12 protein-coding genes and 1 other RNA gene are annotated in these 14,533 nt (G+C 60.9%); 9 read left to right on the top strand and 4 right to left on the bottom strand.

What is annotated here, in order from left to right; all coding sequences use genetic code 11:
• The first annotated feature begins 3 nt into the window (after positions 1-3).
• Together KQ933_RS12400 and KQ933_RS12395 are read left to right on the top strand one after the other, a co-directional pair.
• Positions 4-1,416, top strand: a complete 1,413-nt coding sequence (locus tag KQ933_RS12400; RefSeq protein WP_216755165.1) for an FAD-binding oxidoreductase — start codon at positions 4-6, stop codon at positions 1,414-1,416.
• Positions 1,417-1,505: 89 nt separating this feature from the next.
• The gene (locus KQ933_RS12395; RefSeq protein WP_216755164.1) at positions 1,506-5,210 is read left to right on the top strand and encodes an AsmA family protein; all 3,705 of its coding nucleotides are present in this window, start codon (positions 1,506-1,508) and stop codon (positions 5,208-5,210) included.
• A 36-nt stretch (positions 5,211-5,246) separates the two neighbouring features.
• Here the strand turns inward: KQ933_RS12395 and KQ933_RS12390 are convergent, their stop codons facing one another.
• The 4 genes from KQ933_RS12390 to ssrA form a co-directional block, all read right to left on the bottom strand.
• The gene (locus KQ933_RS12390) at positions 5,247-5,468 is read right to left on the bottom strand and encodes a ribbon-helix-helix domain-containing protein (RefSeq protein WP_216755163.1); all 222 of its coding nucleotides are present in this window, start codon (positions 5,466-5,468) and stop codon (positions 5,247-5,249) included.
• Between the two features lie 82 nt (positions 5,469-5,550).
• Positions 5,551-5,739 (bottom strand): DUF4169 family protein, encoded by a 189-nt coding sequence (locus KQ933_RS12385; RefSeq protein WP_216755162.1) that lies wholly within the window; start codon positions 5,737-5,739, stop codon positions 5,551-5,553.
• A 47-nt stretch (positions 5,740-5,786) separates the two neighbouring features.
• Positions 5,787-6,296: an SspB family protein gene (locus KQ933_RS12380; protein ID WP_216755161.1), complete on the bottom strand. Its 510-nt coding sequence runs from the start codon at positions 6,294-6,296 to the stop codon at positions 5,787-5,789.
• Positions 6,297-6,427: 131 nt separating this feature from the next.
• Positions 6,428-6,804: a transfer-messenger RNA gene (gene ssrA / locus KQ933_RS12375) on the bottom strand.
• Between the two features lie 114 nt (positions 6,805-6,918).
• On the opposite strand from ssrA, the gene KQ933_RS12370 reads away from it, so the two are divergent.
• The 7 genes from KQ933_RS12370 to KQ933_RS12340 all read left to right on the top strand — a co-directional run bounded on the left by KQ933_RS12370 (position 6,919) and on the right by KQ933_RS12340 (position 14,377).
• Positions 6,919-7,713 carry a thymidylate synthase gene (locus KQ933_RS12370; RefSeq protein ID WP_216758901.1) on the top strand — a complete coding sequence of 265 codons (795 nt, stop codon included), beginning with the start codon at positions 6,919-6,921 and terminating at the stop codon, positions 7,711-7,713.
• A gap of 113 nt (positions 7,714-7,826) precedes the next feature.
• A complete protein-coding gene (locus KQ933_RS12365; protein ID WP_216755160.1) occupies positions 7,827-8,348 on the top strand; it encodes a dihydrofolate reductase in 522 nt (173 codons plus the stop codon).
• A 146-nt stretch (positions 8,349-8,494) separates the two neighbouring features.
• The gene (gene hflK, locus KQ933_RS12360) at positions 8,495-9,592 is read left to right on the top strand and encodes an FtsH protease activity modulator HflK (RefSeq protein ID WP_216755159.1); all 1,098 of its coding nucleotides are present in this window, start codon (positions 8,495-8,497) and stop codon (positions 9,590-9,592) included.
• Positions 9,593-9,595: 3 nt separating this feature from the next.
• Positions 9,596-10,555: a protease modulator HflC gene (hflC, locus tag KQ933_RS12355; RefSeq protein ID WP_216755158.1), complete on the top strand. Its 960-nt coding sequence runs from the start codon at positions 9,596-9,598 to the stop codon at positions 10,553-10,555.
• A gap of 11 nt (positions 10,556-10,566) precedes the next feature.
• A complete protein-coding gene (locus KQ933_RS12350) occupies positions 10,567-10,752 on the top strand; it encodes a DUF2065 domain-containing protein (protein ID WP_216755157.1) in 186 nt (61 codons plus the stop codon).
• A gap of 396 nt (positions 10,753-11,148) precedes the next feature.
• Positions 11,149-12,903, top strand: a complete 1,755-nt coding sequence (locus tag KQ933_RS12345) for a Do family serine endopeptidase (protein ID WP_216755156.1) — start codon at positions 11,149-11,151, stop codon at positions 12,901-12,903.
• 103 nt (positions 12,904-13,006) lie between these two features.
• Positions 13,007-14,377, top strand: a complete 1,371-nt coding sequence (locus tag KQ933_RS12340) for an IS1182 family transposase (RefSeq protein ID WP_216755122.1) — start codon at positions 13,007-13,009, stop codon at positions 14,375-14,377.
• Positions 14,378-14,533 lie beyond the last annotated feature (156 nt).

Raw genomic sequence — 14,533 nt, 5'->3', positions numbered from 1 at the left:
GGCATGGCGCTGCGCGACGCAAAGGTCGGGGTGCGAAACGAGGCGGGCATCGAGACCGTCACCGGTATTCTGAAACAGCGCTTCGGAGAGCGCTTCCAGACCGGCCAGGCTTTTCGCGCCCAGCATGCACATACGACCACCTATATTCCCGCTCAGTTGCCCGACGGAGTGTTCTTTGCCGAGACGGCTGACGATGTGAAGGCCGCTGTGCGGGTCTGTGCCGATCACAAAGTGCCGGTCATCGGCTTCGGTACCGGCTCTTCGCTTGAGGGCCAAGTCAACGCGCCGAATGGCGGGATTTCCATTGATTTCAGCCGGATGAACCGGGTGCTCGAGGTCAATCCTGAGGATCTCGACTGCACGGTCGAGCCCGGCATCACCCGCGAGGCGTTGAATATCCATCTGCGCGATACCGGCCTGTTCTTCCCGATCGATCCCGGCGCCAATGCCTCGATCGGCGGCATGACCTCGACGCGGGCTTCCGGCACCAATGCCGTGCGTTACGGCACGATGAAGGACAATGTGCTTGCGGTGACTGCCGTCACCGCATCAGGCGAGGAAATCCGCACCGCGCGGCGCGCCCGCAAGTCTTCGGCCGGCTACGATCTGACACGGCTTTTCGTGGGCGCTGAGGGTACGCTCGGCATCCTGACCTCGGTGACGCTGCGCCTGCACGGCATTCCGCAGAAGATCGCCGGCGGTGTGTGCGCGTTCCCGAGCGTGAAGGCGGCCTGCGATGCCGTCATCATGACGATCCAGATGGGCATTCCGGTGGCACGCATCGAACTCGTCGATGCGCTGCAGATGCGCGCCAGCATTGCCTATGCCGGCCTTCCCTATGAGGAGAGCCCTGCGCTTTTCCTCGAATTCCATGGCACGGATGAAACGGTGGCGTTGCAATCAGCCGCCTTTGCCGAGATCGCGGCCGAATGCGGCGGCGGCGAATTCAAGTGGGCGGCAAGCCCGGAGGAGCGCACGAAGCTCTGGAAGGCGCGCCATGACGCCTATTGGTCGGTGCGCGCGCTCGCACCCGGCCTTGCCGTACTTTCGACCGATGTTTGTGTTCCGATATCGCGGCTTGCGGATTGCGTTGCCGAAACGCAGGCCGATATCGAGGCAAATGGTTTGCTGGCGCCGATCGTCGGCCACGCGGGTGACGGGAACTTCCATGTGCAGCTTTTGTTCGATGACAAGAGTGCCGCGGGGATTGCCACGGCCGAGGAGTTCGTGGCCCGGCTGAATGCGCGGGCGCTGGCAATGGACGGAACATGCACCGGCGAACATGGGATCGGTCAGGGGAAGATGGCATTTCTGGAGCAGGAGCTCGGAGGCACGGTGGATCTGATGCGTCAGATCAAACGCTCGCTCGATCCCGACAATATCCTCAATCCCGGCAAGATTTTTCATCTGGGCTGAAAATGGAACAATCTCATGATCTTGGCCCTTGCCCCCGGCATGAATAGCGCTAGTGTCGGCAACAGAATCCCGAATGGAGAATCCCTGACTTGGTAGGCCGGTTCCTCGTCTTTCTAGGAGGAGTGATCGTCGTAGTGCTCTTTGTAGCGCTGCTGGCACCGCTGTTCATCGACTGGACGGATTTCCGGATGAATTTCGAGGATCAGGCAAGCCGTATCATCGGCAAGAAGGTGACGGTCCACGGCACGGTCGACGCACGGCTTCTACCGTTTCCGTCCGTGACGCTGCATGACGTGCGCGTCGGCCAGGAGGAGGACGGCAAGCCGGTCGTGCAGGTCGAGCAATTCTCCATGGATGCCGAGCTTGCGCCTTTCCTTTCCGGCGAAGCGCTGATCTTCGACATGCGCGTGATCAACCCCAAGGTGCGACTGCGGCTTCTGAAGGATGGATCGCTGGACTGGATGCGCGGCAGCCAGCCGGAAATTCCGGCCAAGACCGTCGTTCTGGAAAATGTGCACGTCAATGGCGGTGAGATCGAGTTCGTCGACGACCAGTCCGGCCGTTCGCGGCATGTGACGGGGCTCAATGCCGAGATGTCGGCGAAGTCGCTCGCCGGTCCATGGCGCATCGAGGGCGACGGCACGCTCGATGGCGAGCATGGCAGCTTTTCGATCTCCAGCAATCAGCCGGACGAGAACGGCGTGCTGCGCGCACGCACCCGGCTTGCACCTGACAAACATCCGGTTACCATCGATCTCGACGGCGAGCTGAAGCTGGTCGACAGCCGGCCGAACTATCAGGGCACGCTGTCTGCGGCGATTGAAAACCGCGAGGGCAAGACTGAAAAGGGAGAGGCGCCGCCGCCGCGCCTCAAGGGCCGTTTCGAGCTCACCAACGACCGCATCCGCATTCCCGAATACCGCATGGAAGTCGGCTCGACCGATGACCCCTATGTGATCACGGGGGAGGCGACACTGGACACCGGCACGGCGCCGGAATTTCTGCTGACCGCCGATGGCCAGCAGATCGACGTCAACCGTATCGGCAACCAGGGGGCTGCTGGCAAGACCAACCGCGATCCGGCGGTTTCGGCGCGCCAGAGGCTGAATTCGCTGATCGAAATCATCGGCCAGGTGCCGATCCCGCAGGTGCCCGGCAAGGCGACCGTGCGCCTGCCTGCCATCGTTGCCGGCGATACGACGATCCGCGATGTGGCATTGGAACTGCGGCCCGCCGGCAATGGCTGGATGATCGACAATGCCGTCGGCACGCTGCCCGGCCGCACGCAGGTGGAAGGCAAGGGCAAGCTGACGCTCATTGGCGATCCGTCCTTCAACGGCCAGATGGTCGTCGCCTCCAACCAGCCGACGGGGCTTGCCTCCTGGCTGTCCGGATCGGTCGATCCGGCGATCCGCCAGCTCCGGCAGGCCGGTTTCTCCGCCAATGTCAGCCTGACGCATGATCTGCAGCGTTTCGAGAACCTGGAGATCGCCATCGGTGCTGCGACGCTGAAAGGACGGCTGGAGCGGCAGGCGACCGAGGGCCAGACACCGTCGCTTTCCGTCGCACTGAATGGCGATGCGCTCGATCTCGATGCGCTGCGCGCCCTGACCGGTCTCTTTACCGGGCAGGATGCCGGTGACAACGTGCTTGACCACAAGATTGCTGCACAGCTCAAGGCGGACAAGTTCACGGCCTTCGGCGTGCAGGCCGACAATGTCGAGACGACCTTTACGCTTGCTGACGGGGCGCTTTCCGTCGACCATCTGTCGATCAAGAACCTTGCGGGTGCCGAACTGACGGCGACGGGCAAGGCGGAGGGATCGCTGCTCGACTACAAGGGTACCGGCGAGATCACCTTCAAGGCCGCCGATCCCGGCTCTTTCTTCGCCATGCTGCGCGAACACCTGCCGCATCACCCTGTGATGGACCGGCTGGTGCGCAATGCCGCTTGGTATGGCAATACGGCGCTGCGCGGCGCGGTGACGCTTGGCGGCGATGACGACAATGCGCTGGCGGTGACGCTGGCTGGCGTTTCGAACGGTAGCCGCGTCAATCTCGATTACCGCATGTCCGACCTTCTGGCGCTGACCGGCAACGGTACGACGGCGCTGGAGGCGACGCTCGACAACGCTGTTCCGTCGATCCTCTTCGGCCAGGCGGGTCTCGATCCACTGCCGGTCGATGCCGGCGCCAACGGCCGCATGACGCTGAAAGTAACGGCGGCGGGCAACGATCCGGCGGATGCCGCGCTGACCTTCGCCACAGACCGGACTTCGTTCACGGCGAACGGCAAGGTCGATGTGCGGCCCGACACTTTCATGAACGGCAATGTCGCCTTGTCGCTCGAAAGTGCGGATCTCGACCCGTATCTCGTCATGAACGGCATCGCGCTGCCTGAGCTCGGCACCGGGCTGCCCTTCAAGATGCAGACCAATGCGACCATCGATGCCGACAAGGTGGTGTTGGCCGATCTCAACGGGCACGCGGCCGACAATGAATTCACGGGCGCACTGACTTTCGACCGCAAGGCGGCAAAGACTGCGGCGAGTGGTTCGCTTGCGCTCTCCAAGGCTGATCTCGGCTGGCTCGGAGAGGCGGTGTTCGGGCAGATCAACGATCCGTCCAATGGCCAGCTGACGACGGCAGCACTCGGCCAGCCGCTTTTCCGCGATCTCGACGTCAATCTGAAGCTCAGCGCCAAGCAGTTCTGGCCGGGGCTTTTCAATACTGCTGTCAATGATTTCACCTCCGATGTTGCCTACAAGGGCGACGAGATGCAGCTCAACAACATGGCCGGCAATTGGGACGGCGGCGCGCTTTCGGGCAATATGCTCTTTACCAATGCCAATGGTACGGGTTTCCTGCAGTCGCGGCTGACGCTTGCCGATTCCGATCTCGGCGGTGTCGTCTGGTCGCGCGACGGCGCGCCTGTCGCCAACGGCAAGTTCGGCATGTCGCTTTCGCTCGAAGCTTCGGGCAAGACGGTTGCGGACATTGCGAGCTCGCTGAACGGCTCGGGCGAAATCCGGCTCGGCGAGACGAGCGTTCGCGGGCTGAACCTCGCGATCCTGGCGCCGCTACTGGCCGCCACCGATCCGATGCAGGATCAGATCAATGCCGGCAAGATACATCCGATTGTCGAGACGCTGCTGAACAATGGCGAGGCGAAGCTGCCGCCGCTCGGCATTCCCTTCAACGTGACGGACGGCACGCTGCGGGTCCAGAATGTCAGTGTCGCCAACGATCTCGCGCATCTGACAGCCGATGCGCAGATCGAGCTGCCGCAGGAGCGTATCAGCGCGACGCTTGGCATCAACCTCAATCCGGGCGCGGAGGCACTGTCGGGAGCGGAGCCGGGCATCCGGCTGAACTTCTCCGGCCTGCTCGCTTCACCGGGCAAGACGATGGATGTGACCGATATCACCAGCTTTCTCTCGCTGCGCGCCTTCGAACGCGAGCGGCGGCGTGTCGAGCGGCTGCAGACCAATGTCCTGGAAAAGCAGCGGCTGCGGCGCGAAGTGGCGCTCTATCGCTTCAATGATGCCCAGCGCGTTGCGGCTGCCGAAATCGAGCGGCAGCGAAAGGCCGAGGAAGAGCGGCTGCGGGCGCTCGCACAGCAGGCGGCTGAGCGCAAGGCCGAAGCCGAGGCGAAGGCTGCCGCCGAAGCGAAGGCCAAGGCGGAAGCGGAGGCACAAGCGAGGGCTGCTGCAGAGGCCGAGGCTGCGCGCCGTTCTGTGCCTCAGCCCGGGCAACTCAATTTCGACCAGGTGCCGGGCGTCCAGGCACAATAATTCCGGCGAGCAAAAAGGCCGGCCTAACAGGGCTGCTCAAGCTCCTGCGGCGCCGTTTTTCAACCAGCTCAGGACATGAAGGCGCAGTGCCGAGGAGAGATTGCTCTCAGCCGGCCTGTTATCGTCTATTTCCGATATCAACGCTGCAAGCGGCATGGAACGACTTGCTGCGATTGTCTTCAGTTCCATCCAGAATTCATCTTCCAACGAGAAGCTTGTGCGATGCCCATGCAGTGTCGCCGAATGTTTACGGATCATCGAGCTAACCATGTCTCATTGAGAAAGCGATTCACTTGGGAACCGCAACTGCTTGATCACGCGTGCTTTTATGTCGGCGCGATCAAGTCTTGTCTTTTTCGAGCCTGCCCTGATCGAGCGCCTTTTCGGCTTTCTCGTTGAGGGCCTTGGTCAATTGCTTCTCGGCCTTGGTGCGCCCATGGGACACACGGTTCTGCTCAGCCCGCACTTCCTTTTCGGAACGGGCCTGCTTCTTGCGGAACTGGCGCAGATTGACGATTTCGGCGCTCATTCGTTTCTCTCCATGAAAAAAGGGAGGCTTTCGGCCTCCCTTTGACATCATTGCTTCTTGCGGAAAGAGTCGAGTGAAACGACGGAGCCTGGTTTTTTTTCTTCGCCGTCGGCGGGCTTTGCGGCCGCATCATCGGTCTTGGCCGCGTCAACGGGATAGGCGGTGATTTCGGCTGCCGGCAACTCCTCGCCGTCACTCAGCGGCACGTCGAATTCCAGCTCGAAATTGACCGAGGGATCGTAGAAGCCTCTGATGGCGTTGAAGGGGATGACGAGCTTTTCCGGCACGTCGGAAAACGACAGGCCAATCTCGAAATGGGATTCGGTGATTTTCAGTTCCCAGAACTGGTGCTGGATGACGATCGTCATCTGCTCGGGATATTTGGACTTCAGGTGCTGCGAGATGCGCACGCCGGGGGCGCCGGTCAGAAACGTGATGAAGAAGTGATGGTCGCCGGGCAGTCGGCCCGTCGTTGCGACTTCAGTCAAGACCTTGCGGATGACGCCGCGCAACGCGTCCTGTGCCAGAATGTCGTAGCGGATGTGATCCTGCCCCATGCTTTTCCTGTCTTTCGTCGGTTTCGAAGTCTTTTCACGAACTTGTATGGCACGAACAGGCGCTTTGGGAAAGGCGCAAGCCGATTCATGCTTTCATCAAGCATACATCATTTCGTCGAAAAAGGGGAGAAGGTGAAGGCTTCTGTTGCCAGGTGCCTTCGGACCCCGCCTTACGGGGCTAACCGTAAGGACTTAGAGCGGAATTCCCGCACCGCCGTTAGGCAGCGAGAGCGTATTCCTTAGCGTTGTTGTCGTTTGCAACTACACTTGTGACCCGATAACGGCGGTATCATGCCGAGCGAAAAGTCGATCTTTACACCCTTGTCGATCCTATTTCGCCCCCATCAAAAGCAGGCGCTTGTCCAAAAGGATATCCGCCTGTTTTTGGTGGAGGCGCCGGGTACCGCCCCCGGGTCCAATAGGTTTATTCCACCGCCCGTTTATCGCCATAGCCGGCCCGAAAGCCGGCACGGGTGATATAGTGTTTTTGTGATCGCAAGGGAAGGGGATGTGTCATAAAAGCATCGTCCTCATCAGCGTTTTTGCTTGGATAATCGGCAAGGCGCATTGGTTTGCGGCCGCTTTGCCCTTAAATTAGGTGCAAAAGGAATCAGTGGCGACCATGAAGCAATATCTCGACCTCTTGAGCCATGTGATGGAAAACGGCACCGACCGGGGCGACCGCACGGGTACCGGCACGCGTTCGGTCTTCGGCTATCAGATGCGCTTCGATCTCGATGCCGGCTTTCCGGTGCTGACGACGAAGAAACTGCATCTGCGCTCGATCATCTATGAACTGCTGTGGTTCCTCAAGGGTGAGACCAATATCCGCTTCCTGCGTGAAAACGGCGTCAGCATCTGGGACGAATGGGCCGACGAGAACGGCGATCTCGGCCCGGTCTACGGCGCTCAGTGGCGCTCCTGGCCGGCACCGGATGGCGGGCATATCGACCAGATCGACAATCTCGTAAAAGGCCTCGTCAAGAACCCCAATTCGCGCCGCCACATCGTCTCCGCCTGGAACCCGGCTGAGGTCGATGACATGGCGCTGCCGCCCTGCCATTGCCTGTTCCAGTTCTATGTGGCCGATGGAAGGCTTTCCTGCCAGCTCTATCAGCGCTCGGCCGATATCTTCCTCGGCGTCCCCTTCAATATCGCTTCCTATGCGCTGCTGACGATGATGGTGGCGCAGGTGACCGGGCTGAAATATGGCGAGTTCGTCCATACGCTCGGTGATACACATCTCTACCACAATCATTTCGAACAGGCGAAGCTGCAGCTGGCGCGCCAGCCGAAGCCGCTGCCGCGCATGCTGATCAAGCGCGATGTGAAGGATATCTTCAGCTTCGTCTACGAGGATTTCGAACTCGTCGGCTACGATGCCGATGCCAATATCAAGGCGCCGATCGCCGTCTGAAGCGTGTCGCGATCTTTCAGATCGCTTGCCACGCTTTAGGCTCTTGTTTCGCATTTCGTGATCGCAAAACCGCTGCACATTTTTGCGCGACATGCTCTAAGCCGGGAGGGCCGATGTCCGATATCCGCAAAACCATCTTCGTTGCCGTCGCGCGCAACGGCATCATTGGCCGCGACGGCGATATGCCCTGGCGGCTTTCGACAGACCTCAAGCGCTTCAAGGCGATGACGGTGGGCAAGCCTGTCGTCGTCGGCCGTAAGACCTTCGAGAGCTTCGGCGGCAAGCCGCTGCCGGGTCGCCAGCATGTGGTGATCTCGCGCGGTGCCGCGATCGATCTTCCCGACGTGCATATGGCCCGCTCGCTCGACGAGGCGATTGAAATGGCCGAGGCGCTTGCCCGCAAGCAGGGTGAGAACGAGATCTCCATCCTGGGCGGCGGGCAGATCTACGCACAGGCGATGGCGTTCGTCGACCGTATGTGCGTGACGCATGTGGAGGCCGACGTAGAGGGCGACACATCCTTTCCGGACATCGATCCCGCGATCTGGGTGGCGACGGAGAGCGTTGATGTTCCCTCGGGGGAAAGGGATACCTATCCCACGCGTTTCGTCGTTTATAAACGTCGAGATGCCTGAAAAGGAACTATTTTCCAATTATATTGACCAAGTTTCTGACACCGCGTTGAAAGCCGGTGCGGCGATACCTATAACGGTCGGATCGCATCCGCCGGCAGCCCCCACGGCGGTCGGATGTGTATGACGTAACGAACAACGAGGTTTTGATGCCCTGGAGCAATCAGAATGGCGGCGGCGGCCCTTGGGGCGGCGGCGGCGGTAACAATCAGGGACCATGGGGGCAGGGGCCGAACCGTCCACGCGGCGGTGGCGGCGGCAAGGGCGGTCCGCCTGATCTGGAGGATATCATACGGCGCGGGCAGGACCGGCTGCGCGGCTTCATTCCAGGTGGTTTCAACGGCGGTGTCGTTGCGATCATCGTGGCGGTCGTCGCGATCTTCTGGCTTTTCCAATGCATTTACGTTGTCCAGCCGGACGAACGCGGCGTTGAGCTGCGCTTCGGCGAGCCCAAGCAGGAGGTTTCCCTGCCGGGCCTGCATTTCCATTTCTGGCCGGTTGAAACCGTCGAGACGGTCAAGGTGACGGTGCAGCAGCTGAACATCGGCGCGACCACGGCAGGCTCTTCGAGCGGGCTGATGCTGTCGAGCGATAAGAGTGTCATCAACGTACAGTTCGCGGTCTTCTATACGATCAGCGATCCCAAGGCCTATCTTTTCGGTGTCGAAAATCCGGCTGAAACGCTGCAGCAGGTTTCCGACAGCGCCATGCGCGAAGTCGTCGGCCGGCGTCCGGCACTGGATGCGTTCCGCAGCAACCGCCAGCCGATCGAGACGCAGGTTCTCAACATCGTTCAGGATACGATGAACCGCTATGGCGCGGGCATTACCGTGACCGGCGTGACGATCCAGAACGTGGCGCCGCCACGCGAAGTCGCCGACTCCTTCGAAGAAGTGCAGCGTGCCGGTCGCGACCGCGACAGCACGATCGAGGATGCCAACCGTTATACGAACCAGAAGCTCGGTCAGGCACGAGGCGATGCTGCCCGTATCCGTGAAGACGCAGCCGCCTACAAGGATCGCGTCGTCAAGGAAGCGGAAGGTGAAGCACAGCGCTTTACAGCCATCAATGACGAATATTCGAAGGCTCCCGATGTGACGCGCAAGCGCCTGTTCCTGGAAACGATGGAGCAGGTCCTGAAGAACTCCAAGAAGGTCGTGATCGACGAAAAGCAGGGCGTCGTTCCCTACCTGCCGCTCAACGAAATCAATCGACCGGCGGCGGCACCGGCACGGCAGGGAGGTTGAACCATGGTATCGAACAGACTTCCCTTTATCCTGATCGCGCTCGCGGTCCTTCTCGTCATTCTTTATTCGTCGATCTTCGTGGTCAATGCACGTGAGCAGGCAATCGTCGTGCGCTTCGGTCAAATCCAGTCGGTGAAGACAGAGCCCGGCCTCTATTTCAAACTGCCGTTCGGCTTCATGGATGCCGACCGCGTGCAGTTCGTGGAAAAGCGGGCGCTCAGGCTCGACCTCGACAATATCCGCGTTCAGGTTCAGGACGGCCAGACCTTCGATGTCGACGCCTTCGTGATCTACAATATCTCGGATGTACGCCGTTTCCGCGAAACGGTCTCGGGCGACCGCGACGCTGCCGAGGCACGGCTGCGTGCGCAGCTCGATTCCTCGCTTCGTCGTGTCTACGGTCTGCGTGACTACAACGCAGCGCTTTCGGAAGAACGCGTGGCGATGATGCTCGAAATCCGCGACGATCTGCGCACCGATGCCGAAAACCTCGGCCTGCATATCGATGACGTCCGCATCCGCCGGACGGACCTTTCGCCGGAGGTGGCTCCGAACACTTACAACGCCATGCGCTCCGAGCGTCTGGCCGAGGCCGAGCGCATCCGCGCCGAAGGTAATGAAGAAGGCCAACGTCGCCGGGCCGTCGCCGATCGTCAGGTCGTCGAGATCACCGCCGATGCACAGCGCGATTCGGAAATCCTGCGTGGTCAGGGTGATGCGGAGCGCAACCGCATCTTTGCCGAATCCTTCGGCAAGGACCCGGCCTTCTTCGAGTTCTACCGCTCGATGGCCGCCTATTCCGCGGCACTTTCGTCGCAGGATACGACGCTGGTGCTTTCGCCGACGTCGCAGTTCTTCCGCTACTTCGAGAATGCGAACGGCAATCCGGCCCCGGGCCAGACCGGTGGCCTCGTGCCGCCCGCGGCCGCGCAGCCTGTGGCTCCGGCACAGCCGGCGAACTGACGACAGACAGAGTGCAGGATTTCCTCACCGGACTTGCATTCTTCCTCATCATCGAGGGGCTGGTCTACGCACTGGCCCCTCGTTTTCTTATCGAGATGGCGAAGCTTCTTCCAAGCGTTCCAGAGCGTCAACTCAGGGCTTTTGGACTTGTGGCCGTAGTGCTTGGTGTCGGAGGTGTCTGGCTCTTGCGAGGTTAGAGCCTTTCCTGGCCAGATTGCAGCATTCTGCCGGAGCAGGTTTTCGTCAGGGCAAAGGCGATTGGCGAAGGGCATACCCCAAGGTATGTCCGAGCCGATCGCCTTTGATCCTGGCGCAAAGATGCCCGGCCCTAGCTGGTTTGCAAGCAAACCACCGGGGTTGGCTGAAACGGGCCGTCTGATCGACCGGCCGGCTTAGCCATAGATCTGGGCTACGACGCGCGCCTGCCGGTCGACCATCCGACTCCGTTTGAGCCAACAAAATGCTGCAATCTGGCCAGGAAAGGCTCTCAATCACATTCGCACGGGGATTTCTCGAAAAGGTGATTTCGCCCTCCATCATTCCGCCTTATGCTGATGCTGTATGTGCGCCTTTATCCCAGACGAGGAAGCTTGATGGCCCCCACGACTCGCTCGCCCTTCAGACGAACGCTCGCGCTGCTGGCCGGCACCGCCCTTCTGGCAAATGTTGGCGTAAGCAGTGTTGCGCATGCGCAAACCGCCCCCGCACCAGCGACACCTGAACAGGCAGCACCGGCCCCTGCGGCCCCTCAACCGACGCCCGTTTCCCCGGCTGCAGTCGCACCCGCTGCTCCGCCCATGCAGATGACGGCTCCGGTCAATGGTCCGGCTTCCGTCGCGGATCTCGCCGAAGGGTTGCTCGATGCCGTAGTCAATATCTCGACCTCGCAGAATGTGAAGGGTGACGAGGGCGCCGGTCCCGCACCGCGTGCGCCTGACGGCTCGCCCTTCCAGGAATTCTTCAACGACTTCTTCAACAAGCAGCAGGGCAACCGCGGCCCCAGCCACAATGTCAGCTCGCTCGGTTCCGGCTTCGTCATCGATCCCACCGGCTATATCGTCACGAACAACCACGTGATCGAGGGGGCCGACGACATCGAGATCAATTTCGCCAACGGTTCCAAGCTCAAGGCCAAGCTGATCGGAACAGATACCAAGACTGACCTTTCGGTGCTCAAGGTCGAGCCGAAGCAGCCGCTGAAATTCGTCAAGTTCGGTGATTCCAGCACGATGCGTATCGGCGATTGGGTCATGGCGATCGGCAACCCGTTCGGCTTCGGCGGATCGGTGACGGTCGGCATCATTTCGGGCCGCGGCCGCAACATCAATGCCGGCCCCTACGACAATTTCATCCAGACGGATGCGGCGATCAACAAGGGCAATTCCGGCGGCCCGCTCTTCAACATGAAGGGTGAAGTGATCGGCATCAACACTGCGATCATTTCTCCCTCGGGCGGCTCGATCGGTATCGGTTTCTCCGTGCCGTCGGAGCTTGCATCCGGCGTGGTCGAGCAGCTTCGCGAGTATGGTGAGACGCGCCGCGGCTGGCTCGGCGTGCGCATACAGCCGGTCACCGACGAAGTGGCCGACAGCCTCGGCCTCGACAGCGCCAGGGGCGCGCTGGTCGCCGGCGTCATCAAGGGCGGACCTGTCGATGACGGTTCGATCAAGGCCGGTGATGTCATCCTGAAATTCGACGGCAAGGCTGTCGCCGAGATGCGCGACCTGCCGCGCGTGGTGGCCGAAAGCCCTGTCGGTAAAGAGGTCGATGTCCTCGTGCTGCGCGACGGTAAGGAGCAGACCGTCAAGGTGACGCTCGGCCGTCTCGAAGACAGCGACCAGGCGGCTGCGGCCGGCGACAATTCGAGTGATGACGGTGTCATCAACCCCGATCCCGGCGAGAACAACGACATGGATGAACCGGATCAGGGTGGCGATCAGGGGCAGGTCGCACCCGACGGCCAGGATCCGCACCAGCAGGATCAAGGGCAAGACCAAAAGAGCCCGGATCAAAAGGGGCAGGATCAGGCAGCTCCCGGCCAGGCTACGCCAAAGCATGTGCTCGGTCTTTCGCTCTCGCTGCTCAGTCCCGAAACCCGCAAGGCCTTCGGCATTGCCGAAAGCGTCGATGGTGTCGTCGTGACCGAGGTTGCACCGGGTTCGGCCGCTGCCGAGAAGGGTTTGAAGCCCGGTGACGTGATCGTCGAAGTGGCCCAGGAATTCATGAAGTCACCGGATGCTGTCGCCAGCAAGGTGCAGACGCTGAAGCAGGAGGGCCGGCGCAATGCGCAGATGATGGTCGCTGCGGCCAATGGCGACTTGCGGTTCGTTGCGGTGCCGATGGAGTAGGTGCCGCCCGGCACAGGCCAGAAAAATCAAAGGAGCGGTTGGCCGCTCCTCAGACTGCTGACAAACCCCTGGCCACAGCCAGGGGTTTGTGATTCACTGGGACATGTTGAAGAAACCTGCTCCCGAACAAACGGCTCTCGAGATGGTGACGCTCGACAGCCTGGTGCCGAAGGATCACCTGCTTCGCAAGATCGATGCGGTGATCGACTTTTCCTTCATCCATGATCGTGTTGCCGGGCTCTACTGCGCCGACAACGGGCGTCCGCCGCTCGATCCTACCTTAATGTTCAAGGCTCTGTTCATCGGCTACCTGTTCGGGGTTCGCTCGGAGCGGCAGTTGGTGCGCGAGATCGAGGTCAATGTCGCCTATCGCTGGTTCCTTCGGATGAAGCTGACTGAGCCGGTCTTCGATGCCTCGACGCTGTCGCAAAACCGTCGCCGCCGCTTCAACGATACGTCCGTGGTCCAGGACATCTTCGATGCGATCGTGAAGCAGGCGATCCGGCACGGCCTGGTCGACGGCACGGTACTGTATACGGATTCCACGCATCTGAAGGCCAATGCCAACAAGGGCAAATATGATCTTGAGATGCTCCAGAAATCGCGGGCCGATTACTGGGCCGATCTTGACCGGGCGATCGAGGCCGAACGGGCCGCGCATGGCCAGAAGCCGCTGAAGGAGAAGGCGCGCGAGCCCGAGGTGAAGGAAACCAAGGTCAGCCGCACCGACCCTGAAAGCGGCTACATGGTGCGCGACGGCAAGCCCAAGGGCTTCTTTTATCTCGATCATCGGACCGTCGATGGTCGCCATGCCATCATCACCGACACGCATGTGACGCCGGCCAATGTGCATGACTCGATCGTCTACCTGGAGCGGCTGGACCGGCAGCGCGACCGCTTCGACTTGCATGTCGGCGCGGTCGGGCTCGATGCGGGCTATGCGACATCAGGCATCGCCAAGGGACTGGAGGACAGAAAAATCCTCGGCGTCACCGGCTATCGCAATCCCACCCCACCCAAGGACGGGATGATGCGCAAATCGAAGTTCGTGTTCGAGCCCGAGACGGACGGCTATCGCTGCCCCGAGGGCCAGTTGCTGACCTATGCCACCACCGACCGCAACGGCTACAAGCACTACCGCTCCGATCCTGCCATCTGCCGAAACTGCCCGCTGCTTGCCTCCTGCACGTCCAATGCCAAGGCTGAGCGCACCATCACCCGCCATGTCTGGCAAGACGCCCGAGAACGAACAGATGCCAACAGAAAGACACCCTGGGGCAAGGCAATCTATAAGCGGCGAAAAGAGACCGTCGAACGTTCCTTTGCCGACGCCAAACAACTTCACGGCCACCGCTACGCCCGCTTCCGAGGCCTCGTCAGAGTCCGCTGCCAATGCCTGCTGGCCGCTGCCGCCCAGAACATCAAGAAGATCACCATAGCGCTGACCAAGACCCCAAAGCCAGCCTGGGGATAAGGCCAGACAGCCGTAATTCTCATCAGACCAACCTCATCGGCAAAACGTCACTTCACCGGGCGTTCCGACAAAAAACCGCCGACAAAATCGACGGGTTTGTCAGCGGTCTGAGGAGCGGTTGGCCGCTCCTTTTTCATTTCAACAGTGCCCTATGGC

Source organism: Rhizobium sp. WYJ-E13 (assembly GCF_018987265.1).
Classification (GTDB): Bacteria; Pseudomonadota; Alphaproteobacteria; order Rhizobiales; family Rhizobiaceae; genus Rhizobium.
This window is presented reverse-complemented; position numbering and strand designations above follow the sequence as displayed.

What these genes read in the sequence shown, in the direction of transcription:
- KQ933_RS12400 (WP_216755165.1), top strand. Translation starts at nt 4, where the DNA reads ATGGCGCTGCGCGACGCAAAGGTCGGGGTGCGAAACGAGGCGGGCATC.
- KQ933_RS12390 (WP_216755163.1), bottom strand. Translation starts at nt 5,468, where the DNA reads ATGATCCGTAAACATTCGGCGACACTGCATGGGCATCGCACAAGCTTC.
- KQ933_RS12385 (WP_216755162.1), bottom strand. Translation starts at nt 5,739, where the DNA reads ATGAGCGCCGAAATCGTCAATCTGCGCCAGTTCCGCAAGAAGCAGGCC.
- KQ933_RS12380 (WP_216755161.1), bottom strand. Translation starts at nt 6,296, where the DNA reads ATGGGGCAGGATCACATCCGCTACGACATTCTGGCACAGGACGCGTTG.
- KQ933_RS12370 (WP_216758901.1), top strand. Translation starts at nt 6,919, where the DNA reads ATGAAGCAATATCTCGACCTCTTGAGCCATGTGATGGAAAACGGCACC.
- KQ933_RS12365 (WP_216755160.1), top strand. Translation starts at nt 7,827, where the DNA reads ATGTCCGATATCCGCAAAACCATCTTCGTTGCCGTCGCGCGCAACGGC.
- hflK (WP_216755159.1), top strand. Translation starts at nt 8,495, where the DNA reads ATGCCCTGGAGCAATCAGAATGGCGGCGGCGGCCCTTGGGGCGGCGGC.
- hflC (WP_216755158.1), top strand. Translation starts at nt 9,596, where the DNA reads ATGGTATCGAACAGACTTCCCTTTATCCTGATCGCGCTCGCGGTCCTT.
- KQ933_RS12345 (WP_216755156.1), top strand. Translation starts at nt 11,149, where the DNA reads ATGGCCCCCACGACTCGCTCGCCCTTCAGACGAACGCTCGCGCTGCTG.
- KQ933_RS12340 (WP_216755122.1), top strand. Translation starts at nt 13,007, where the DNA reads ATGTTGAAGAAACCTGCTCCCGAACAAACGGCTCTCGAGATGGTGACG.